Source organism: Nocardia sp. CDC159, from assembly GCF_023740735.1.
GTDB lineage: Bacteria > Actinomycetota > Actinomycetes > Mycobacteriales > Mycobacteriaceae > Nocardia > Nocardia pulmonis.
This window is the reverse complement of the sequence record NZ_JAMRXH010000005.1, coordinates 379,443-401,723: the sequence shown is the minus strand read 5'-3', so window position 1 is coordinate 401,723 and position 22,281 is coordinate 379,443. Positions and strand designations below refer to the sequence as shown.

The 22,281-nt window shown below is 66.1% G+C and carries 21 protein-coding genes and 4 tRNA genes; 13 read left to right on the top strand and 12 right to left on the bottom strand.

Annotated elements, in window-relative coordinates; all coding sequences use genetic code 11:
• Nucleotides 1-19 precede the first annotated feature (19 nt).
• The gene (locus tag NDR87_RS14365) at nt 20-1,219 is read right to left on the bottom strand and encodes a hypothetical protein (RefSeq protein WP_251911951.1); all 1,200 of its coding nucleotides are present in this window, start codon (nt 1,217-1,219) and stop codon (nt 20-22) included.
• A gap of 154 nt (nt 1,220-1,373) precedes the next feature.
• Between NDR87_RS14365 and NDR87_RS14360 the strand changes: the two genes are divergently transcribed.
• Complete coding sequence (locus NDR87_RS14360) at nt 1,374-2,186, top strand: helix-turn-helix transcriptional regulator (protein WP_251911952.1); 813 nt, start codon at nt 1,374-1,376, stop codon at nt 2,184-2,186.
• Here the strand turns inward: NDR87_RS14360 and NDR87_RS14355 are convergent, their stop codons facing one another.
• From NDR87_RS14355 to NDR87_RS14345, 3 genes are all read right to left on the bottom strand, one after another.
• Nucleotides 2,187-2,837 (bottom strand): DUF4360 domain-containing protein, encoded by a 651-nt coding sequence (locus NDR87_RS14355; RefSeq protein WP_251911953.1) that lies wholly within the window; start codon nt 2,835-2,837, stop codon nt 2,187-2,189. It abuts the gene before it with no gap.
• Between the two features lie 247 nt (nt 2,838-3,084).
• The gene (locus tag NDR87_RS14350) at nt 3,085-4,407 is read right to left on the bottom strand and encodes a hypothetical protein (RefSeq protein ID WP_251911954.1); all 1,323 of its coding nucleotides are present in this window, start codon (nt 4,405-4,407) and stop codon (nt 3,085-3,087) included.
• 40 nt (nt 4,408-4,447) lie between these two features.
• A complete protein-coding gene (locus NDR87_RS14345; RefSeq protein ID WP_251911955.1) occupies nt 4,448-5,905 on the bottom strand; it encodes an amidase in 1,458 nt (485 codons plus the stop codon).
• Nucleotides 5,906-6,182: 277 nt separating this feature from the next.
• Here NDR87_RS14345 and NDR87_RS14340 point away from each other — a divergent pair, with 277 nt between their 5' ends.
• The gene (locus tag NDR87_RS14340; protein ID WP_251911956.1) at nt 6,183-7,163 is read left to right on the top strand and encodes a pyridoxal-phosphate dependent enzyme; all 981 of its coding nucleotides are present in this window, start codon (nt 6,183-6,185) and stop codon (nt 7,161-7,163) included.
• 20 nt (nt 7,164-7,183) lie between these two features.
• Here the strand turns inward: NDR87_RS14340 and NDR87_RS14335 are convergent, their stop codons facing one another.
• Nucleotides 7,184-8,395 carry an MFS transporter gene (locus NDR87_RS14335; protein ID WP_251911957.1) on the bottom strand — a complete coding sequence of 404 codons (1,212 nt, stop codon included), beginning with the start codon at nt 8,393-8,395 and terminating at the stop codon, nt 7,184-7,186.
• Nucleotides 8,396-8,748: 353 nt separating this feature from the next.
• Here NDR87_RS14335 and NDR87_RS14330 point away from each other — a divergent pair, with 353 nt between their 5' ends.
• Both NDR87_RS14330 and NDR87_RS14325 read left to right on the top strand, forming a co-directional pair.
• Nucleotides 8,749-9,732: a hypothetical protein gene (locus NDR87_RS14330; RefSeq protein WP_251911958.1), complete on the top strand. Its 984-nt coding sequence runs from the start codon at nt 8,749-8,751 to the stop codon at nt 9,730-9,732.
• A complete protein-coding gene (locus NDR87_RS14325; RefSeq protein ID WP_251911959.1) occupies nt 9,725-9,988 on the top strand; it encodes a hypothetical protein in 264 nt (87 codons plus the stop codon). Before NDR87_RS14330 ends, NDR87_RS14325 begins: the two co-directional genes overlap by 8 nt.
• A 561-nt stretch (nt 9,989-10,549) precedes the next feature.
• Here the strand turns inward: NDR87_RS14325 and NDR87_RS14320 are convergent.
• Both NDR87_RS14320 and NDR87_RS14315 read right to left on the bottom strand, forming a co-directional pair.
• Nucleotides 10,550-11,023, bottom strand: a complete 474-nt coding sequence (locus NDR87_RS14320; protein WP_251911960.1) for a hypothetical protein — start codon at nt 11,021-11,023, stop codon at nt 10,550-10,552.
• An 84-nt stretch (nt 11,024-11,107) separates the two neighbouring features.
• Nucleotides 11,108-11,512 carry a hypothetical protein gene (locus NDR87_RS14315; RefSeq protein ID WP_251911961.1) on the bottom strand — a complete coding sequence of 135 codons (405 nt, stop codon included), beginning with the start codon at nt 11,510-11,512 and terminating at the stop codon, nt 11,108-11,110.
• Between the two features lie 155 nt (nt 11,513-11,667).
• On the opposite strand from NDR87_RS14315, the gene NDR87_RS37330 reads away from it, so the two are divergent.
• Both NDR87_RS37330 and NDR87_RS14310 read left to right on the top strand, forming a co-directional pair.
• Nucleotides 11,668-11,796: a hypothetical protein gene (locus NDR87_RS37330; RefSeq protein ID WP_286013486.1), complete on the top strand. Its 129-nt coding sequence runs from the start codon at nt 11,668-11,670 to the stop codon at nt 11,794-11,796.
• 86 nt (nt 11,797-11,882) lie between these two features.
• Nucleotides 11,883-12,059, top strand: coding sequence for a hypothetical protein (locus NDR87_RS14310; protein WP_251911962.1), 177 nt, complete (start codon nt 11,883-11,885; stop codon nt 12,057-12,059).
• Nucleotides 12,060-13,132: 1,073 nt separating this feature from the next.
• Here NDR87_RS14310 and NDR87_RS14305 read toward each other — a convergent pair.
• From NDR87_RS14305 to NDR87_RS14295, 3 genes are all read right to left on the bottom strand, one after another.
• Nucleotides 13,133-13,207: transfer RNA gene (locus NDR87_RS14305), tRNA-Val, on the bottom strand.
• 16 nt (nt 13,208-13,223) lie between these two features.
• Nucleotides 13,224-13,294: transfer RNA gene (locus tag NDR87_RS14300), tRNA-Cys, on the bottom strand.
• 23 nt (nt 13,295-13,317) lie between these two features.
• Nucleotides 13,318-13,390: transfer RNA gene (locus tag NDR87_RS14295), tRNA-Gly, on the bottom strand.
• 314 nt (nt 13,391-13,704) lie between these two features.
• Between NDR87_RS14295 and NDR87_RS14290 the strand changes: the two genes are divergently transcribed.
• Nucleotides 13,705-13,776 (top strand) — tRNA-Val (locus NDR87_RS14290).
• Between the two features lie 95 nt (nt 13,777-13,871).
• Here NDR87_RS14290 and NDR87_RS14285 read toward each other — a convergent pair.
• The gene (locus tag NDR87_RS14285) at nt 13,872-14,063 is read right to left on the bottom strand and encodes an excisionase family DNA-binding protein (protein WP_251911963.1); all 192 of its coding nucleotides are present in this window, start codon (nt 14,061-14,063) and stop codon (nt 13,872-13,874) included.
• Nucleotides 14,064-14,266: 203 nt separating this feature from the next.
• On the opposite strand from NDR87_RS14285, the gene NDR87_RS14280 reads away from it, so the two are divergent.
• Nucleotides 14,267-15,001, top strand: coding sequence for a hypothetical protein (locus tag NDR87_RS14280; RefSeq protein WP_251911964.1), 735 nt, complete (start codon nt 14,267-14,269; stop codon nt 14,999-15,001).
• Nucleotides 15,002-15,055: 54 nt separating this feature from the next.
• Here the strand turns inward: NDR87_RS14280 and NDR87_RS14275 are convergent, their stop codons facing one another.
• Nucleotides 15,056-15,865 (bottom strand): helix-turn-helix domain-containing protein, encoded by an 810-nt coding sequence (locus NDR87_RS14275; protein WP_251911965.1) that lies wholly within the window; start codon nt 15,863-15,865, stop codon nt 15,056-15,058.
• 369 nt (nt 15,866-16,234) lie between these two features.
• Between NDR87_RS14275 and NDR87_RS14270 the strand changes: the two genes are divergently transcribed.
• From NDR87_RS14270 to NDR87_RS14250, 5 genes are all read left to right on the top strand, one after another.
• Complete coding sequence (locus NDR87_RS14270) at nt 16,235-16,381, top strand: hypothetical protein (protein ID WP_251911966.1); 147 nt, start codon at nt 16,235-16,237, stop codon at nt 16,379-16,381.
• A gap of 1,065 nt (nt 16,382-17,446) precedes the next feature.
• The gene (locus NDR87_RS14265; RefSeq protein ID WP_251911967.1) at nt 17,447-18,712 is read left to right on the top strand and encodes a cutinase family protein; all 1,266 of its coding nucleotides are present in this window, start codon (nt 17,447-17,449) and stop codon (nt 18,710-18,712) included.
• A complete protein-coding gene (locus NDR87_RS14260; RefSeq protein WP_251911968.1) occupies nt 18,687-19,826 on the top strand; it encodes a lipase family protein in 1,140 nt (379 codons plus the stop codon). Before NDR87_RS14265 ends, NDR87_RS14260 begins: the two co-directional genes overlap by 26 nt.
• Complete coding sequence (locus NDR87_RS14255; protein ID WP_251911969.1) at nt 19,759-21,414, top strand: cutinase family protein; 1,656 nt, start codon at nt 19,759-19,761, stop codon at nt 21,412-21,414. Before NDR87_RS14260 ends, NDR87_RS14255 begins: the two co-directional genes overlap by 68 nt.
• Nucleotides 21,415-21,564: 150 nt before the next feature.
• A complete protein-coding gene (locus tag NDR87_RS14250; protein ID WP_251911970.1) occupies nt 21,565-22,281 on the top strand; it encodes a hypothetical protein in 717 nt (238 codons plus the stop codon).

The window sequence follows — 22,281 nt, the reverse complement described above, 5'->3', positions numbered from 1 at the left end:
CCGCCGGACGCGTTCCGGGTCAGGCGGTGGCGGTGGAGTCGCGGGCGAGGCGGAACGGCCCGCGCTCCCAACGCCAGCCGTGGCGCAGCGTCATGGCCGCCAGGTCGACGACGTCGATGCCGGTGTCGTCGACATAGCGGCGGAATTCCGCCCAGGTCATCGGCCCGGCGGCCAGCCGGTTGCGCAGCAGGTTCTCGTGGCGGGGGTCGACGCCGTGGTGTGCCAGCTCCGGTTCGCCGAGTCGGCTCCCGGTGAAAACCAGCCAGCCCCAGCCGCGTTCGTGCGCCCACGCGCGGGCGGCAGCGAGCTTGACGCGATTGCCGTGCACGCCCACCCGGGCCAGCGGCACCACGTCGATCAGCACCACCCGCCCGTCGGCCAGTCGCGCCGCGACCGTCGGGTAATGGGTGCGGCGCGCGCCGTCGAGTCGATATTCGATCGCCGCGGGGCGTTCGACGAAGGTGGCGACCTGCTCGCTCTGATCGAGCATCCGCAGCAGCCGCGCCTCCAGCGCGGTGTCGAATCCGGCCTCCCGGCCCAGCTTCTCGGTGAACATCGACCCGCGCGCATCGTCGTCGGCGTCGAGCGTGGCGATCGGCGCGGAGGGCAGCGCAGCGGGGGAGCCGGTCGGCCAGTCCACCCGGCGCAGCAGTGGCACCAATTGTCCCCCAACCGATTCCAGCTGCCGCGGCTCGGCCGGATGCCAGCGGCCCCGCTGCTGCCAGCCCGCGATGCGCTGGAAGACGAATCCGGCGATCCGCTTGGCGTCCAGCAGCGCATGCCCGGCCAGCCGTAGTTTGAGATAGGCCAGATCCTGCGCCGCGATATCGGCGTCGGTCGCATAGGTCTCGGCGAGCAGTGTCCGCACCAGCCGCTCGTCGCCCCATCCGACCGGATAGCGCTCGGCGAATACGGCGGTGTCGGGCACCCCGGTGGCCCGCACGCGCCGGATGATCTGCCCGATCGCCCGGGTGTACACCTGTCGCACCCGATCGCGGGACAGCTCGTACCGCACGCCCAGCAGCATCAGCGTCTCCGGCCGTTCCCCGTCCAGCCCGAGCCGCAGCGTGATCAACTCCCCGTCTCGCGGCCGCTCCTCGGCCTGCACGGCAACCATCTCGGCGATCGTCTCGTCGATCTCCTCCAGCCCGAAGGAGATCCCGTCGCCCAGATCGTCGACCACCCCGTCGCCGACCGCATCCATCCGGCTCGTCGTCACCGCATCCCCTCACACCAGCCTTCGCACGTCCATTCGAAAGGGTATGCGCTCACCCGGCATCCGGCGGTGAACCGGGCGCGTGTCCGGATTTCGTGGGCCCTGTCGCATCCACCTTTCGGTCACGGCCGAAGCGTGCGCGCGGCAGACTGGCCGCATGATCGACAATCGCCCGCTGCACGGATACGCCGATATCGCCGCGGTCGGCGCCCTGCTGGCCGATGCCACCCGGGCCCGGGTGCTGGCCGCGCTCGCCGACGGCCGCGCACTACCCGCCTCGGTGCTCGCGGCGGAGGCGGGAGTGGCGGCCTCGACCGCCAGCGAACATCTCGCGCGGCTGGTGGACGGCGGTCTGCTCACCGTCGAACGCTCCGGTCGGCATCGCTATTTCCGGCTGGCCAATCCCCAGGTCGGCGCGGCGATCGAGGCATTGGCGGTACTCGCGCCGACCCGACCGGTGCGTTCGCTGCAAGAATCGACGCGCGCGGCGGCCATGCGCCGCGCCCGCAGCTGCTACGACCATCTGGCCGGACAGCTCGGTGTCGCGGTGACCGAGGCTCTGCTCGAACATCGGGCGCTGGTGCGCACCGACGGCGTCGCGGGAAACCAACGCGCACAGGTCGATCGACTGTCCGCACCGGTCGCCGAGCATCCGTACGAACTCGGCCCCGACGCCGAGCGGACCTTCGCCCGCCTCGGTGTGGACCTGGAAACCGTGCGCCGTCAACGCCGTCCGCTGCTGCGTTTCTGTGTCGACTGGAGCGAACAACGCCATCACCTCAGCGGCGCACTGGGCGCGGCGCTGTTGACGAGAATGGAATCGGCGGGGTGGCTGCGGCGGCACGGCGGGCGGCGCTCGCTGCGGCTGACCGACACCGGGGCGCGGGCGCTGGATCGCGTGCTCGGTCTGGACACGGCCGCATGGCTCGGCCCCGGTGGTGACCGGGGCCGAGTCGATTATCGCCGTTGATCAGCACTTCTTCCAGGAGAAGTGGTAGACGGTGTTGATGGCGCCGTCGGTGGAATCCATGGTGATGAAGCTGGTGGTCTTCTTCGGATCGGACGTGCCGGCGTCCACCCGCAACTGGGTGTTGATATTGAAGTTGCGGTTTTCGCCGCACGGCTTGTAGACGATCGACGCCACATCGGTCTTGTCGGTCGCCTGCCAGTCGTCCTCGAAGGGGCCCTTGAAGGTGTGGTCGACGAAATCGGTCGGCGAATTGCCCTGGAAGTAGTAGCGGGCCCGTTCCAGCGCGGTCGCCCCCTTCTCGAGATGTGCGAATCCCCGATAGTCAGCCGAGGCGATGCCGTAGGTGAACCCCTGTGGCACATGGACTTTCAGGTTGAGCTGGCAGTTCTTCCGGAAGTCCGTCGGGGAGGACCCCACGCCCACCTGTGCCGTGTACTGGCTGTAGGTGACGGTGAAGGCCGTGTTGTCCGGCGCCACCGCCACGGCCGCGGTCCCCGGGGGGCACCCCGAGCCGTTGACGGTCACAACGTCGATAATGATCTTGCCCGGCGGCGTCGTCGGCCACTCGGGCGCCCCGAAGGCTGGTGACGCCGAGGCGGGGACGGCTAACGCGAACAGGGCGGCACCGATGGCGGCGAACTTCTTGTACATGGGATTCCTCGCAAATGCTCCGGTCGATTCTCCGGTCGCAGACGTACTTACTGTAGGCTCGGTTATGAGTACTCGAAACCCCTAGTGGTAGAGGGGGTTTCGCAAAAATGGGCATATGATGGTATGTGTCGCAATGCTTTTCGATTCGGAAATATACGAATAGCATTGATAATCAGTGTATTTCGCGCAAACAGGTACCGAAAAGAGCTCGAGACGGAAAGTCCCACAATCGCGCCGAGCGCGGACGCTAGACGGCGACGGCCACGTTGTCGCAGCTGCCGCGGCCCAGCACGCTCACCACGCCCGCGGAGCCGTCGCCGAAGAATCGGGTGAAGATCCCCGCCGGTCGGCCGCCGAACAGCAGCGGCCCGAAAACCGGTGCGATCTCGACCTCGTGGGGTTCGTCCGTATCGTCGGCGATCATGGGCAGCCGGCAGGTGTGCGGTTCGACGAAGTCCTGCACCACGCTGGTGCCGGACGCACCGGCTATCGCGGCCTCCCATTCCGCCTGGGTCGTGTCCTGGCCGATGACGACCTGCTTACCGCTCATTCCGAGATTGTCCTTGAGTACCAACAGTTCCCGGTTGCCGATGACGAAGGGGATCAAGTCCACCTTCGCGTCGCCGCGGGTGGTCCGCCGGTCGGACAGCAGTCGCGTCCACGGCAGGTACCGGTCGACCAGGGCGCGCTCCGACGCGCTCATCCACGGCCGTCCCTCCGACAGCAGACCCATGGTGAGCTTGCTGGACATGAACGTCGATGTCTGCGTGCCGACCAGCAGGCAGTCGTGCTCGAGCGCGGCCTGGACCGGGGCGGTGTCGATGCCCAGTTCGTTCCAGTCCGGAATGGTGAAGTTGCGCAGCCCCACCGGATAGCGCAGTCCCGGCGGACAATCCCAGGCCTCGTGCAGATCCTCCGGCTCGAAGAATCGAGCGGTCATCCCGTGATTGTTGAAGTAGTCCACCTCGAGGTCGAAGAACCGCGTCGACTCCACGCCCTGATCCCGCGCGCTACCCACGATGGCCACCCGCGGCGCCACCCCCAGTTCCGTGCACAGCGCCCGGAACATGTCCATCCGCACGGCGAGCGGGCTCCGGCATTCGAACGGCATCCGTCCCGACTCGTCCGCGTAGAGCCGCCGCCACACCTCCAACCGGCAATGCCCCTCCACCGCCCCGCCGAGCGCCCCGGATACGTTGAACTCCAAGAACTTCGGCCCCTCGGCCCCGATCACGACATCCGGCCGCGCCACCCAATCCGCATACCGCTCCTCGACGAACCGATCCGCCACGAACAACTGATTCTCACTGTCCGGCATCCGATAGGCGGCCAGCCGCCCGGCCGTACTCTCCGCACTCTCCAACGCCGTCCGCCGCACCAGATCCAACAGCGCCAAGCTCACCCGATACAACTCCGCACAGGCCCGCCGCGGCAACGCGATCGGCGTCCCCGGCGCCACTGCCAACTCCGGATAACCGATATCCCGAATCTCGTGCCGCAGCATTCGGCGAATGGTCTCCACCGGCGCGACAACCTCCAGCCGCCGCTGTCCGAACCACGGATGTCCCATACGGCCGCCACCTACCCCGATGTCGCACAAGAGATTTCGATCATACTGCCACGGGCGCCCGGAAGCCGCCCATCCGCTGCTCGAGCAGTTCGGCCAGCCGCAGCGGGGTGCGGTCTTCGAACATCGGTCCGATGAGCTGCACACCCACCGGTAGGCCCGCGGAGGACCTGCCCGCCGGTATCGCGGTGGCGGGCAGGCCGGGCATGGTGGCCAGCCCGGCCCAGACGAGCTGGTCGCCGAACGGGTATCCGACGCCATCGATGTCGATCGTCCGGTCCCGCAGATCGGTGTCGTGGTCGTGCGGAAACGCGGGGGTCGGCGTGATCGGACAGAGCACGGCATCGAATTCGCCGAACAGCTGCCGCCAGCCGTGGCGGTGCAGCTCACGGCGGTTGTTCGCCGCGAACCAGTCGCGGTGACTGAACACCGCGCCACGCAACCATGTCGCGTCCGAACCCTGATCGTCGGCGGCCAGTCCGGCGGCGGCGGTCCGCATCTGCTCGTACTGGTCGGCATCGAGACTCGCTGCCGCACCCGAGACCAGCAACTGCGTGTAGAGCGTCGCGGCCTCGGTGAGATCCGGCAGGAGCGGACTGTGCCGCTCGACGCGAGCGCCCTCCGCGGCGAGTGCGTCGGCGACGCGGTCCAGTGCGGCCCGCACGGCGGAGCCGGTCGGAATGAGCGGGTGCTCGTCGAGGACCAGGACGCGGAAGTCCGAGAGCCGCTCGTGACGGGCGGGCGGCAGCGCGAGGCGGTACGCCACACCGTGCGTCAGCGGGTCCGGCCCCGCCATCACGTCCAGCAGCAGCCCGAGGTCGCGGGCGGTGCGCGCCATCGGCCCGACGACGACGAGGTCGCGTTCGGCGGGCAGGGCCGGTCCGGGCGGTGGGACCATTCCGCGGCTCGGCGCCAGCCCATGCGACGGCTTGTGCGCGTAGACGCCACAGAAGTGCGCCGGGGTGCGCAGCGATCCGGCGAGATCGGAACCGATGGACAGCGCACCGAATCCGGCCGCCAGGGCCGCCGCCGACCCGCCGGACGATCCACCCGCCGTGCGACCGCGATCCCATGGATTATTGGTGGCCCCGTAGATCTCGTTGCAGCTCTGCAGATCTCGCAACATGAACGGCACGTTGGTCTTTCCGAGCACCACCGCCCCCGCGGCCTTCAACCGCGCGACCTGCACCGCGTCCTCGACCGGCACATACTCCCTGAACCGCGGCATACCCCAGGTCGTAGGCAGCCCCGCCACGTCATAGGACTCCTTGACCGTCACCGGAATTCCGAGCAGCGCCCGATCCTCCCCGCGAGCTCGCGCCCGATCGGCACAGCGCGCGGCCTCCCGCGCCCGCTCGAAGTCCCGCACACACATCGCATTGAGCACCGCATCGTCCCGCTCGATCCGACCAATCGCCTCCTCGGTCAATTCCACCGAACTGACATCACCATTTCGCAAAGCGGCCAAAAGTTCCTCCGCCGCAAGAAAACCCCGCTCCATGCACCCGACCGTACCGCCTCATCACGTCCCACCGTTCCCACCCATTTTTCCGCTCCACCACCCTCGTGCTCCCATCGAAATCGGCTTACTCCCAGGTCACGACGCCGCCCCCGCCCAACTCCGCCGGCGCGGCCACGAAATGCCGCGTCATACAACGGGATAGATGTCTCAATATCTCCCATCTCCCCAGCACCCGACCATCGGCCACGGCGATGGGTGCGGATCGGCATCGTTCGGCGGCAGTACCTCCGCTGCGTGGTATGGCAGAATGCCTTGAGTGGCAGGGCATTTCACCGATGACGTACGGGTGGCAGCGCACCGGCTGGCTGGTGTCGCCCACCGAACCCCGGTGCTGACTTCCCGAATATTGAACATGCGTGTCGGCGCCGAGGTGTTTCTCGAGTGCGAGAATTTCCAGAGGATCGGCGCGTTCAAGTTCCGCGCCTACAACGCGATTTCGAGACTGTCCGCCGAACAACTCGCGCGCGGCGTCGTGGCCTGGTCCTCCGGTAACCATGCTCAGGCAGTCGCGCTGTCCGCGCGGCTGCTGGGCACCTCCGCGGTCATCGTGATGCCCGAGGACGCCCCCGCCTCGAAGACGGCCGCCGCCAAAGAGTACGGGGCCGAGATCATCGCCTACGACCGCTATACCGAGGACCGAACCGCGATTGGTCGAGCCCTCGCCACTGAACGCGGCCTGACCGCCATTCCGCCATTCGATCATCCGCAAGTGATGGCCGGACAAGGCACGACGGCGCTCGAGCTCATCGAGAGGACCGGACCGCGGAACGCCTTCCTCGCTCCCATCGGCGGGGGCGGGTTGATGGCCGGCTGCGCTACGGTGGCGACCGCGCTGGCCCCTGGTATCCGCATCATCGGCGTCGAACCCGTCGACGGCGACGACACCAAACGATCACTCGAAGCCGGCCACCGGGTTCCGATTCCGGTTCCACACACCATCGCAGACGCACAAGCCGCCGAAATCCCCGGCGAACTCACCTTTGCCGTCAACCGTCGGTTGGTGGACGAGATCGCCCTGGTCACAGACGACCAACTGGTGACGGCCATGTCTTTTCTGTTCGAGACGATGAAGATTGTCGCCGAGCCGACCGGCGCCGCCGGAGTAGCCGCACTGCTGGCAGGACAAGTCGAGCTTCCCGGCCCGCGCGTCGGGGTCGTCGTCTCGGGCGGCAATATCAGCGCGTCGCGGTTCTCCGACCTGCTGGGCAACCGTGGTACGCAAGGGCTTTCCGAATAGAGCAACCGGCATCGATCGCGCTAAACCGACGCCGACACCCGGTCGGCGTCGTGCAGCGCCCGCCGCACCAGAGCCCGGGTCGGCACCGCCGCGGCAAGCATCAGGCCACCGAGGATCAGCCAGCCCGCTCCGTGCAGTCCCGCGACCAGCAGCGTCACCAAAGCCGGCCCCACGGCAACGGCCACCGCCTCGGTGCTCGCGGTGACACCCTGGTACTGGCCCTGCGCGTCGCCCACCATCAGCCCCAGCGACAGCCCCCAGCGTGCGGCAACGTAGTAGATTTCGCCGACCACGTGCACGCAGACACCCAGCATGACGACCACAGTGGCCAGCACGGGCGTTGCCGACATGGCCGCCGCCGCGAAGACCGCGCAGCACAGCGCCAGCGCGGCTGCCGAGATCCGGGTGGATCGCACCGCGCCATCCGTGTCCGCGGCGTCGCGCCCCTTCGTCACCCGCACCTGGAACAAGGCGATCGCCGCTGAGCTGACCACCACCGCGAGTGCGGCCGTCCACAGCGGAGCGGCGGTGTCGTCCGCGATCCACAGCGGCAGTCCGGTGGCGAGCATCGACCAGCAGATGGCAAGGACCGCGGTGCTGGCCATGATGGCCACATAGGGCATATCGCGGATCGCCTGCGTACTGCGACGTCTGCGGTCGATCGGCACCGCGGGCACGCTCGGCACCGTCATCGTGACCGCCGCGGCTACCACGAAGGTGGCCCCGCTGAGCAGGACCGCGCCCGCAAAGATCTCCTTGGTGCCGACGGAGAGCACGATCGCGGCCGCACCGGCACCCAGCGAATAGGCAATGTGCTGCACAACTCTGGACTGCGCGAGCACGCGCAGCTGGGTGTCGCGCGGCATCAGGCCGTAGACCAACGTGACCCGCACTCCCGAACCGGAACTCTGCACTGCCGAGAAGAGCGCGGTGAGCAGCAGCAGCGACCAGAAATCCGCGACAAGGATGTAGCCGGCCATGATCAGCCCGCGTAGCAGGGTGATGACGCCGAGAACCTCGCGCGGGCCGCGATGGTCTGCCTGCACCCCGGCCGGTACCGCGGCGACAAGTCCGACGGCACCACCGATCCCAACCGCCAGACCCATGGCCGTCGGTGAGATCCCCTGGATCTTCGTGAAATAGATGGCCCATATGCTGAACCACAGGCCGTCGCCGAACCCGTTGACGCCATGACCGGCCAGCAGCCGTCGGACAATCGCCCGCTGGTCCACCGCAACCCCCCTTTCCGATCGATGCTCGCTCGTTGGCTACCCCGTGCGGCGCAAGGCAATCAGGCCGCGACCTGTATGCGGCGCAGGCGGCGGTTGCGGTCGCTGAACGCGTTGCGGGCGTGCAGCAGCCGCTAGTTGTTCCACCGCGGAGTCGATGCACGATGTGCTGGAGCACCGAGAATGGAAACGTTGCGGCCTGTTGCAATGCGGTGATGTAGACGGACCCAGACCGGGCGAGGTGTTACGAGACGGGCACAAATCTGGGGGCGGTGGCGGTGCGGGCTGACGTATCTTGGGGCGATCGGGATCTCGATGAGGCCAGGATCCCGGAGACCGGAGGAGGGGCGGCGGCCGTGAGCCTCAGCGACAAGGGTTGGTCGGGCGCGATCGGCCGTTACCGCGTGATCGGGCCGACCAGCCGGGAGGATCGGCCGGACATTCTTCTCGTCGACACCAACGTGGCCATCGACATTGAGCGGTTCTACTTCGGCACTCTCCGCAACCAGGACCACCGCACCGATCTGCGTGCTTTGCTGTTGGCGTTCCCGTGGCGGGACACCACCACTGCGACAGTGGATGTCGAGTACGGGACCGCGATCTGTGAGTCGGCATGGCGGCGCGACGGCACTTTCAACGCGCCAGCGACACGACGAATGCGTCACGCCCTGGACCGCGTACTGCGTGACTGGGGCATCGAGGAGACGAGATACGCGTTCGCGCAACGGTATCCGCCAGAGCGGCGGGACAAACTGTGGCGCCGTGGGCTACCGCTGCCGGACCCAGCGACCGAGGCGACCTACCCGCTGGGGGCGCTGCTGGGGCCGTACGCCACATTGCTGTACACCTGCTATCTGGACCGCACTCGCAGACGGTGGCGCTCCCGCGGCCGAATGTGGCCCATGCGGCAGCTCATCGCTTGGGCCCGAGACGAGTTCGGTGCGCTGTGCACGTACGAGATCGCACTGGCCAGAGACATCTTCCTGGCCGTGGGAGGCCGCACCAACGCGGCCCGAAAGACGTTGAAGCTCCGCTCTGCGCACGAAGTAAAAGTCCCACGCCGCATTCCATGCCTTGTCGGCGATCTCGTCGGGAGATTCGTTTCCGTGGATCACCACGGCGATGGCCGCCGGTGCGCACGACCGGTGGTCGAGATCGCCGAATCGGTGTGCAACGCCGACCCTGCCGGCCGCCGCGACCCGGACAAGGTCGCCACCATCCTGCGCTTGAAATACGAACACAACTGGACACACTCTCGTATCGCTGAGCATGTCGAACCCCTAAATGCTGAACAAGAGAACTTGTCGGGGCACCAGGGTATGATCACCGGCCGTGAATAAAATGGATGAAATCCTGGTGAAGATCGCCAACGCCGATGATCCGGAAGTTCGTTTCGAACTCGGACGCCAAGCATTGGGATGGAATATGGATCCGATAGTGGTGCAGAAGGCTGGTCAATTCACGGATGAAGAAATGACGGCCTTGATCGAAGCAGCAGAGTCGGAACGTCGTGAACGCGAATACGGTAAAGCTCTGCGTGAGTGGGCGGAAAAGGCGCGGCGTGAGGGTGGATATTATCCCAAGGAGCGAGGTTAGGTTGTCATATCCGGGTCTATATCCTTAAGCATTGACGCCAACTGTTGGAATTCGAGGGCATTGCCGCTAGCCCTGCTTGTGTTTCCCTTACGGCTTCGGTCCTCCGGCCCAACAGGGAGAGCACTATGCCTCTTTCCGCATGAAGCTCAGCGCTCCTGGGACGGCGAGCGACGGCCTAGTCTGCTGTCGACGACCACCGCAGCGGTGATCCCTACGTTCAGGACGTGAAGGGAATCGAGGAAGGCGAACCCTGCAAGTGCCAGTAAGAAGATCAACATGACGTCACCGACCATACGGTAGGCATCAGCCGGGGCCGCATTCTGACGGTCTGGAAGTATCCGCCACCTACGCACCGATCGCACAGTTCGGTTGCTGCACAGGTCAGCCACCCAGACGAACTCAGATGCCGCATGCCAGGCGTTCGGATGCGGCCGACGCCAGTTCTTCCACCACACATGTGGTGATCTGCTACCGTCTTCACGAAAGCCGCTGAGCTGCAACAATGTTCTCAGATTCGGGCCTCAACTCTCCGGGATCCCCAGAGAACCTGCGTCTGATTGGTCATGGAGGACTCCGTCGACCGCGAGGCGTTGCTGGCTGCTGATCTGGATCCCGATGACCGAGGCGAATGGCCGGGGCAGCGGTGGGTGCAACTTCTGCTGACGTGGCGCGCTGTCGCACTGGGAATGCGAGCGATTGATTCCGATCACCCGAGCTTGAGGGAATGATGTCCTGCGCGGGGGCTGGAGTCGACATCGCTGTCAGCGCAGTCTCCGGCGACGATAGTCCCTCAACTTCCTGTGCCGTGGGCAGGCGGATCGCGTCGTAGGGCACCCATTGCCGGAATGTCATGACCTGCTGCCGGTTCCGACTCTGGAGGTCGAGGGCGATCTCGGCGTACCGGCTGATGCCGTTGACCTGCATGAGTGCCGCTGAGTATTGCCAGCCCGGCCACCACTGGATCTGAGGGCAGGCGACGAAGGCTCGTGCCCGCATCCCGATCGCCGGCCGCTGCTGGCCGGTGTTGCGTGCCATCACCCACACCTTAGTCGGATCGACCATGATCCGCCGCGGTTGCGGCAGTCGCCGGATCGCGGGGCCGTCGGTGTTGGGCATGGTTCAGACCGCCCGGATCATGGGCTGTGCACCCGCGGTAGCGGTGGCGAGGTGGGACCATGCCGTGCCGGTGTCGCCGGTGGCCGCGAGCCGGATTCGGCCCGTGTGTGGGTGGAGATGACGGCCGGACACGTGGACCTCAAGTTCGATCTCACGGACTCGCCCGCGGCCGCGTCCGATCCCGGTGTATCCGGTCGGTCGGGAATTGAGGACGAGGTCGGCGCGGATCCCGCGGACCCGGTCGGTGAACATCAGGATTGCCTTCTGCGCAAGAACTTTCGCCAGCAGCGTCCGAGCTCGGGCCGGTGCTACCGTGACCGGGTCGTCGAGGACTACGAGCGTGATCCCGTCGGCCAGTACGGAGGCGATCTCGAGGCTGTCGCCGCCAGATGGGTCGATCAGCGCCAATCGCGATAGATCTCCACCCATCTCGTGCACGGCGAGCAAGCCGAGCAGGCACGCCCGATGACTGCGGTGTGGCGTCCGGCACCGGTGACTGCGGCGGCGAGCCTGCACAACAACCCTGCGCCCCGGCACGCCACCGCACTGCCTCGGGTGAGCCCATGGTGGGGGAGCAGTTCGCCGATCCCACCGGGTACTGCGAGCACGTCGGCCGCAGCGCGGGTGGGTGTACGGTCTGCGGCACCGACCTTGCCGGTGATGGTGGCCATACGGGTGCGCAACTCGGCTAGCTGCTGCTCACGCGGGAGATCGACAACCTTGCGACACTCCGTCGACTCGCACATCAGTTCGAATAATAGGCGATAGACTGCGCAGTATGTTCGAGGTCGATCAGCTTGTCCGGATCCGTCCCGCGGGCGTGTCCGTGTTCCGCGTCGTGGCGATCGAAGACGACGAGCACGTCCTCATAGAAGCTGTTGCTGACATTCCCGGTCGATATCCGTTTTCCCTGCGCGTCATCGATCTGATTGCGGCCGACTCCGCCCCGCTGTGAGAGATGTTGACGCCAACGGGATCCGCAATCCGTCCTGATGTAGGCCCTGTGCGACCTGTACAGATCGGTAATCGACCGATCGCATGGTACTGAGAACGTTTGGGTCACACGCGAACGAACGACCGTGTCGGGGCGTACAGGGCTCGGTGCCACTTGACGACTGAACACTCCGCCACGGCAATCGAATTCAGGCGATGTACGCCGTACCGCTCGACCCCACTCGCTAGGTCATCGACGATGGGGTAACTGGCGTCGCAGTGCATGCAGCCGCCCTCAAACACCTCGCCACGGTCGACGGGGCCCGGCCTGGGATGAATGGATTTGGTGATCTGTCGAGCGACCTGTGAGCGAGCCAGCAGCTCCTTGAGGAGCTTCCACGCGTGCTCAGTGGACGCCAGGATCAGCAAGCGGAACTCCGGCGCCGGGTAGACAGGACGTACCCCGGCAACTCGGACCGACTCCGCGCCACACGACTGACACGGGTAGGGGATTCCGTAGGCGCGCAGCCAGATCGGGCCCTTGACCGTGTTGCTCGGTGGTTTGTCGATCCGAAGCTCCGGCAACCGAAGATCAGTATGGGCACGCATCCCGCTCCGACGCACGATGTCTTCGCACCGGCCGCACGTCACGGTCCAGGCACCAGCTTCACCGCCGAGCTGCCCACGCTCATCGACAACGGGCACCGAGCACATTTCTTTCCCCAACGAGCTCGATCGGTGCTTGCCATCTCCTCACCCTCGATTAGTGATGTGCTATCGCACCATCAGTGTCCGGCACGGCATCAGACGACATCATCAGATTCCGTTCCTGCTCGTCGTTGGCGCGCCAGTTGTGCCGCGAAGAGGGGCGGGGGCGGAGACCGACACTGGTCGCATCGACTGGGCCCGCACGGAACGGGGGTGCTGAAAGTGGAACATCGCCACGACCAGAGCGGGCGGCCGTGTCGCTCGCGTGCAGTCGATTGCCTGGCGAGACCTCGCACTCATTAGCCGAGGCTTCCAGAGATCAACCCCACGAATACCCCACGAAACAAGAAAGCCCCGGTGGAAACCGGGGCTGACCTGCTCTTACTCTGGTGCGCGATACTGGGATTGAACCAGTGACCTCTTCCGTGTCAGGGAAGCGCTCTCCCGCTGAGCTAATCGCGCGTGGGGTGCCTCTAAGAGGCGGCGACGGGAATCGAACCCGTGTGCACGGCTTTGCAGGCCGTTGCCTCACCACTCGGCCACACCGCCAACCAAGGCCGGGTTGGCCTTCGAGCGGATGACGGGATTCGAACCCGCGACCCTCACCTTGGCAAGGTGATGCGCTACCAACTGCGCTACATCCGCATTTCGCTTCCGGGGCTCTTCGTGCCGTCCGGCTGCGAGAAAGAACATTAGCCCACGATCCGCGTGAGCAACAAATCGCCTGGTAGATGGGGGTGGAAGTGAATGACAGAGGTGTAGTTCGGCCGCTCGGCCGCGGGATCGGTCGCCGGCGGTACACACTCCTATAAGTACCGATCGGTCTGTTAAATCCCTCGGTTACCCTCCCGTGGCAAACTCGCAGGTAGAACCCCGATTTGGTGTGACATGGGTGATGCGTGTTAAGGTTCCATCTCGTTCGGAACGGAGCGCACAGCCCGCCCGAATCCCACAGATCTGGTCTCATAGCTCAGTGGGAGAGCGCTCGCCTCACACGCGAGAGGTCGCTGGTTCGAACCCAGCTGGGACCACAAAGAAGTGGCAGGTCAAACGCGGTGTACGTAGTGACCTGCCGCTTTCGTGCAATATACGTGCAATATCTGCCCTAGGAACCGTGGTCAGCTAGTCATCGCACTCGCCGCATGGCCTTGTCGACGTCTTCGAGTGCGATGCGGATTTGACCGCGGAATCTGTAGGCGGGCAGGTTCCCGTCCGCGATCATGCGCCGGATCGTGTCCTTGCTGACGCCCGCACGTGCCGCTGCCGAGTTGATCGACACGTAGCGGCTGGGCGTGGGAGTCGGTTCAGACTTAGACATCGGGAGACCTCGGCTTCCGGTCGGCGACGATCAAGGATCCGCTGCCTGCGTCGGGAGCGGTGACGGTGTCAGCAGCGGACCGGCACTGCTGGTGTGGTTCCGCTCTTGGAGATGTGCACCCAAAACTTTCCTGAGGGTCTGCTGTCATGTGTCCATGCTCGGCATAGTGCTGCGCGATCTCTATCCCGCTTAGTGTTGGAAAAGTGGAAGGAAACAAATCCAACACCAGAAGCCCGCTGGAAGCGGTTCACCCGACAGCCAGGCGCGGTGAAATCGCCTACGCGGAGCGGCGACCGCAAGCAATGGTCGGTCTCTGTCGTACCCATCCAGGGTGGCAGATCCATGACGTCTCGGGCTCGGGCAAGACTGGTCATTGCGCGATCGTGCAGCTCGCGGGGTGGCCTTTTCGGATCGAGGTTCGGGTGATCGAAGACGATGGTGAGCCGCCTCGCGTCGTGGATCTCCGAATTTACTCACCGCCAGGGTTCGGCGACATCGCGATCACCAATGCCGACCTCAAGGCCATCCCGTTGGCCCGGCTTGCAGCCGCGGCAGGGTCAGGTTTTCTTACAGCCCTCCGCGAGGTGGAGAACATTCCCTGCCGGCTGGCGGCGCCCGAACAACACACGGTGGTGCCGATGTCGCCGCAGAAGACACCTCGGCGCTACGGCCGTCCGCGCAAGCTCACTGACGAATTCCTCCGCCAGGTGGCGGAGTACGGTCGGGAAGCTCGTCGGCTCGGCCGACCGGTCCTGCAGCACATCGCCTTCTCGATCGAACCTGACCCGAAACGGCAGGCGCAGCCGGAGACGGTGCGAAGCTGGCTTGTGCAGGCACGCAAGAAGGGGATCCTCGATCCCGGTGAATTAGCCAGCAACCGCAGGAGGCCGAGTGCGAAGCCTCAAGCCTGCCGAGAAGACCGGAGCCTCGCCGTCTAGTACAGGACGGCGGCTCCCGAGTGTCTGGAGGGGCGCACCTCGATAGCGAACCGGTCAGGATCGCTCGGTACGCACCGGGTCCGGTACGGGCACTGCGAGGTAGAGCAGAACGTCTTTGACTTCTACGTTCATTGACGATATATAGGCGGCGACGTGTTCGCCGGTGGCTTGGTCGCGCCAGCGTAGGTAGTCGGTGGTGTCTCGGCCGTAGGCGATGCGGGTGCGGGTTGTCCAGTATCTGTTGAACTCGGCGCATGGCCGTAAGCGGCGGAGAAGGTGCGCGGTCTGGGGGGTCTCGCGATAGACGCCCATGGCGGCTTTCAGTAGCGCGACGACTTGGTCCTTCTCGTTGTCGCGATCGGTCAGTACGCCCTCGGAGTAGTGGTCGAAGATCCAGGGGGCAACGTTGCCTACCTCGCGGAGCCGGGGAAATGCGCGCTCCATGCGGTCGTTTACGGCTAGGAGGTTGATCAGGGGATCGGTGTAGGCGGCGAGGATCCCTCGCTCGTTGTCCAGGTAGTCCAGGTAGTCGAGCATGCGCGGGTGTTGCTGGATCTGGGCGCGGAGAGTTTCGGTGGGGGTGAGATCCAGTGGGGGCGCGAGCAGTTCGCGGGCGTGGCGGGCTTGGTTGTCGCTGAGTTGGTATCCAGCGATGAGTGTCTGGAGCAGTTCCGGGCTGGGTGCGCGATCGCCCTTCTCGATGTCGCGGATGTGGGTCTCGCTGATCGTCGTTCTCAGGCGCGCCTGTCTGCGTGACAGGCCTCTGGCTTCCCGGACCTGAAACAGGAAGCGTCCCAATGACGGTACGCGGGCTTGCGCACCGCGGACGGGTGTGCCGGGTCTCTCCACTGGGTTCGCGGGCATGCGAGTTCCCCCCTCCCTTCGGGGCTTTCGAGCATGGTGGATCGGCAGATACGATTGGCTGTTCCCCCTGGTGCCCATCGGTTTATTTCCTACCAGAATGGATACGCTGTTGGGAGCCGTTTCCACTATCTGCTGATTGCGGATTGGTAGCCGTCCAAGGGTGGGCCTGCTACGCAGGCCCAGCTCGTGGCCATGGCCATCCTGCCGACCTGATGCTGGAAGTCAAGAATCGCACTTTGGCGCTCGGAGCGTCAAAATCACACCAAACGCGCTGGTAAACAGCGTGTTCGAAGTTTGGCGCAATTTGCCTCTAACGAAATTTGCGCCTAATCAATCTATAGCTTTCCGAGGTTTTCGGGGGTTTGGTGGATGCAGCAAGTGCACATCGCCCTCGAAGGGAAGAGTGAAGTGGATCCGTTCGTGATTGTTTCATGGATCAATGCGGGATTGGCCCTGCTGTCCAATGGGCTCGCTGTGGCAGGGCAGGCATTGTCGTTGATCTTGCCTTTCATCTGACAGCGCGGCCTGCCCAGGGTCTCCTGGCTGCATCGATGCTGCTGGGAGGCCCGCGAGAGACCGCGCCCACCGTTCCTGTGCTCCGCCGCCGCGTTTCACGCAGAGAGGCTGAATTCGCATGTCCACGTTGATAACTCACGCCAAGACGTCGACCACTGATTGGCATTCGTCCTTTCGGTCAGAGGCCTGCCCGAAAACCATTGTCAGCCCTTCATATGTGCGAAAGCGACCGGTAGTTACATGGTTTCGGCGCAGTGAAGTCGCCGTTGCGGCACCGTTGGCGATCATGCTGAGCTGCTACGGGATTGCTGGGGCAAGTGCGTCGCGTGTGATCGCTGATCAGCCCGGCGTCACGGGTCCCGCCCAGCCCGGGACTACGACCCCGCCACCACCACCATCTCCGGCTCCTCCTCCGCAGGCTGGGCCCGCACCAACAGCGCCGGCATATGCACAGCAGCCGCCGGAAGTTCGCAATGGCCCGAGCCCGAGGCCGGAACCGCCATCTGCCCCGGCGCCACCAGTGGTGTTGGCGGATCTGCATCTACCCGAACCCGTTCCGCCGGTCGCGCCGATCGCGCCACCCGACAACACCATCCGAATCGGTGAGTGGGAGACGCCTTCGCCGGACTGGCTGCCCCCGGAGGTACGTGACTGCATCAACAACACCGCCGCGGGCGCGGAGGCTCAGATCGCTACGGCGTTGGACTCCATCGGTATTCCGGCTGGACGGTCCGATCGGGTCAGTGGCGCAACGATGGCCGGAGCAGGTGTCGGCGGAGCAGTGGGTGCGGTGGTCGCCGGGACTCCGGCCGCGGCGGTGGGAGCGGTGGTCGGAGGGCTCATCGGCGGCACAGTTGGCGGGATTGCCGGTGCCGCAGTGGGAACGGTCATCGCGGTTCCGTTAATCGGAACCGTCACCTCCGGTGTCGCCGGAACCGCACTGGGGGCAGCAGCTGGGGCCGCTGCCGGAGCGGCGATCGCCGGAATACCCGCGGCCGTAGTCGGTGCAGCCGTCGGGGGAACCATCGGCGCCGGGTTCGGCGCTGGGGTAGGGGTGGGGCAGCAGTGACGAACCGAATCGTTGTCGCGCGCGCGATGTTCGGCGCCTCCGCGTTGGCCAGTTGCGTTCTGTACGGCCTGGTAGAGCCGACGACGTCCAAGGCGGTGCCGATCGGTCCCGATTGCCCCGCGCTGTACATTCTGGCAGTCCAGGGCACCGGTCAATCCTCCCCCACTGCCGACCCCACCGCCGACACGGGACTGGTCGGAGCGGTGCTGGGGCCAGTGGTGGCGGCAGCGCCGAATCTGGTGCAGCGCAGCTATATCGGATACAGCGCGGCGTTCGGGGGAGCAGTGCCTGGCGGCGGGCCCGAACCGTATGTCGAGTCCGTTGCGGAGGCCCGCGCCCGCCTGACCGCCGCAGCGACCGAGGTCGCCGCCGCATGCCCGAACACCATGCTGGCCGCGGTCGGCTACTCCCAAGGCGCCCAAGCTGTTTCCGGTTTTGCCCAACAGGTCGGAGCAGGTCAGGGCCCGATCCCACCGGATCGCGTCGCTGCCATCGCGTTGTATTCGGATCCCGATCGTCCGATGGGTGCGCCTGTGATCCCTGGCCGGCCCGGCCAGACCGCCCCCGATCCGGCACCGGGGACCAGCGGCGACGCGGTCGCTGCAGTGCGACTCGGACCGGCCATGGTCGGTGGAGGTGGCATCGCCGCCGATGGCGCGGAGTTCGGGGCGCTGACCGGGCGAGTAGCCGAGATCTGCGCGGTCGGAGATCTGGCTTGCTCGGCACCCGACCGTGCCGCGCTGCTGCGCCTGGGTGCCCAGATCGCCGCCCAAGCCGATCTGCGCAACCCGCTCGCCGCACTCGGCTCACTGAACGCGATCCTCGCCGACACTCTCGGGTCGGCGTGGACGACGATGCTGGCGGAAGATTTCCAGACCACCGGCGGCACGGTCGATTATCTGCCGCGAAAGACGCTGGCCCAGCGGCTTATCGACGCGGCTGATCCTCGTGTCGCACCACTGTCTGCGGCACAGGCCGCCACCGCGCAGACGCAGTGGACACACATCACGGCAGCGGTGACCGCCAATCCGATCGCAGTGCTGCCGACTCTGACTGGTCAGCTCGCCGCGGCCTGGAACCAGCTGGTTGCCGACAACGCCGACTTGAGCAACCCGGCGGTATGGGCCGCGTACGCGGGAACGGCTAGCGCGCACACCGGTTACGCCTCCGCTGGAGCACTGGCCTCGGGCATCGCTTGGCTGATCGCCCTCGCCCACGACACCGCCGGGAGTCACCATGACCGACAACTCGCAGATCACTGACCACGGCGAGTTCTACCGGGAGGTCCTCATCGGGCCTGGTCGTCGCCCGGGGGATCTGCTGCGGCTGCGTAAATCGCCAGCGCCGCAACTGCGCGGCACCGAGGCGTGGCAGATCGTGTACGTGTCCAGTGACTCCTACGACGAACTCATCGCCGTCTCCGGAACAATCCTGGTCCCAGACACCAACGCCGAAATCGGGCCGGGACCAATCCTGGTGTATTGCCCGGGATTTCACGGTCTCACCGGTTCCTGCGCACCATCGCGTCTGCTGGCCGCGGGCGAAGAACTCGAGGCTGACCGTATCGGGGCGGCTCTGGATCGGGGATGGACGGTGGCGGTCCCCGACGGACAGGGCTACCTCGACGACGGGCCCCATACGTTTTTGGCCAGCCGAGCCGCCGCACACTGCGCGCTCGACATTGCTCGTGCCACCCACCGGCTGCCCGACGTCGACACCGATGATGGGCCGATTCTGGTGTGGGGTTACGGCGATGGCGGCCGGACAGCGGCATCGGCCGGAGAACTGTGCGACATCTACGCCCCGGAACTCGACGTGCGCGGGGTCGCCGCTGGTGCAGTCGTCGCCGACCCCGGTGAACTGGTGACTCACCTCGCCAGTGGACGGTGGGCGGGACTGGGGCTGGCGGGTCTGGGCGGCCTGTCGCACGCTTACCGGCACCTGCCGCTGCGGCACCTGCTCACCGACGAGGGGCACGACGCACTCGCCGATGCCGAAACCATCGACGTTGCAACGCTGCTCGCTCGCTACCCCATGCCGTTGAGCCACTGGTGCGAACGCCCGGACCCGTGGAACGACCCGATGTGGCGCTACGTCCTCGAGCGCGAACGACTCGGCTGGATCGGGCCGAGAACGCGAATTCACCTGCTGCACGGCACCAACGACGCCGTCGTGCCGATCGCACAGGGCCTTCGCCTCTGCCGCGACTACGAGGCCCTCGGAACTCCGGTCACCTGGCGCGAATACGGCGCTGGCCACCTGGGCGCCGCCTCCGCAGCCCTCGCCGAAGCGCTCGCCCGTCTCGCCGATGACCTTCAACACAACACCGCGTCCCCAACCATTGTTGACAGGCATTCCAATGCATCAGACCAATGAACCGGTACCAGAACTGGGCATAAGCTCAGACGGATTGCGGCGCAGCGCGAGTAGGGATAACCGCCCGCGGGCGAGACGCGGCCGTTCCGGCTCACCATTTGCGAGTTGCGTTGCGGGCGTGCTTCTCACGCTGCTCCAAGTCGCACCGGCAGCCGCTCAGCGCGATGACAACCCGGCACCGATAGGCCCAACGTGTCCGGCGCTGTACGTCCTCGCGGTCCAGGGGCCGGATGAAACATCCCCGGATGCGGACCCGAGTTCCGACACCGGAGCGCTCGGGCATCTGTTCACGACGCTGCTCTCGGAAACGGGGGATCTCGTGCAACGGGTCTACGTCCGGTACACCGAGTACGAACCGTACGAGCAAGCCTCCGCCGCCGCGGCGACTCGGCTCGAGTCGATCGCACACGACATCATCGACCGCTGTCCCACAACGAAGATCGCCGCAACGGGGTACGGGCAAGGCGCCGTGCCGGTGGCGACCTTCGCCCGCCGCATCGGCACGGGCGCGAGCCCGATCTCCGCGGATACCATCGCCGCCGTCGCGCTGTTCGCACACCCCCAACGCCCCGCAGGCGCACCCGTCCTGGTCGGCGCACCTACACAAGACACGCCCGGCCCCGTCCCCGGCACCTCCGGAACCGCCATCGCCAGCGTCCGACTGACCAACCAGGCCCCACAGGGTGAGGGCATCGACCAAAATGCCACAGCCGGAGGCGGTTACGGGACGCTCACCGGCCGAGTCGCCGACTTCTGCTCACCCGGAGACATGACCTGTGACACCCCACCAGGATCGCCGCTGGCACAGACGGTGCGCAACATCGCCGCCCAATCCGACATCCGTGACCCGGTCGCAGCGATCGCCACGGTGGCCCAAGCGCTGGCGGCGACCGCGTGGAAGACCGCGGCCGGTGTCGTCACCGAGGACTTGTCCGGCACCAGCCTCGACCAGCTGTCGTATCAGCCCAGCAAGTCGCTCGGACAACGGTTGGCCGAAGCTTCCGACCCGTCCACCCCGATGCCCGGACCGGACCAAGCCCTGGCAGTGCTGTTCCGGCTGGGAACGATCGGCCTGAACACCGTCGTGACGGTCGCGCAGAAAGTGCTGACACCCGCCACGATCGCCGAGCTCGCCACGATCGGGCTGGCCAACCCGGCCGCGGCGATCGCCAATCTCGGCGCCAAGGTCGCCGGCGCGATCGCCGAGCTCATCCCGCCGCAGACCGCACTCGGCTGGGTCAACCAGGCATTCGACGCGATCACGACCACGGTCACCGACCAATCCCAGCTGTACAGCCTGGCCATGCAAACCCAATACAGCGACACCGCAGGCCGTCACAGCGCCTACACCTCCACACCCGCCGACCCGAGCGGGAAATCGCCACTCACCGTCGCGGCCAACTGGTTCGCCGCAGCCGCGCACGACCTCGCCGCCGCCAGCACTGCACGCCCAACTCCGAAACCACGGGCCGCCCAGAGCCTCCCACCCACTGCCACAAGCCACTCGTATCCGACGTCTGTCACCGCGCCCGGCGCAACGACTACCCCATCGACCGCTCCGGCACCGACCGAGCCCGGTGCGCCATGACACCGACCGGGCCATTCAGACCCCTTCGGGGAGACCGCCGTCGCTGCCATCTCTGCGCCAGAGAGACATGTGCGGTCTGTCCCTCGCGGGCCGTCTCCCCGGAGGGCCCATCCACCGACACCCCCGCACCAGCAAGGAGGTGAGGAAATTATGCCCACTCCGGCAAGCAACTCGACCGACACCACCCAAGGATGGGGCTGGCTGACACCCACCGACGCAGTGCCTCTTCAGCAAGCACCACCGGCGCAAACAGTACCGAGCGACAGTGATGAATGGCAGTGGCTCACACCACCCACCGCGGAACCAGCTTCTGAGTTCACCCCGGGCCGCGTGGATGAAACCCGTTCTCGCCTGCCCCGCAGTGGCTGGATCGCGCTCGGTGTCACGCTGACCCTCTGCATCGCCCTCGTCGCCGTGGGCATCACCGCGACACAGCACCACGACGCCCCAGTGGCAATCCCCACCCTCACCGCAGCGCCACCGCCCACGACGAAGACCGCTGCCACCGCGTGTGACGGGCTGACCGGAGCGACGGTGACCGACGGATCCGGCAACACCCAGACCTTGCCGAATGTCATCGCTGCCTTCGAGCACGCCTATTACCGGGAGCGATCGACAGAGGCGGCGATGCGGCTGCTGGCCCCGGAAGCAGGAATCGCAGCCGAACCGCTCGCCGCGGGCATCGCGTCGATCCCAGCGGGCAGCTCGCACTGCGTGGCCATCACCCCCCTCTCGGACAACACCGCGGACGTGCACGTGGTCGAACTGCACCCGGACCGGTCCCGAATGGACTACCTCCAGGTAATCAACACCCGCCGCACCGACACCGGCCACCTCCTGATCACCAACATCCAAAAGGCCGGATGA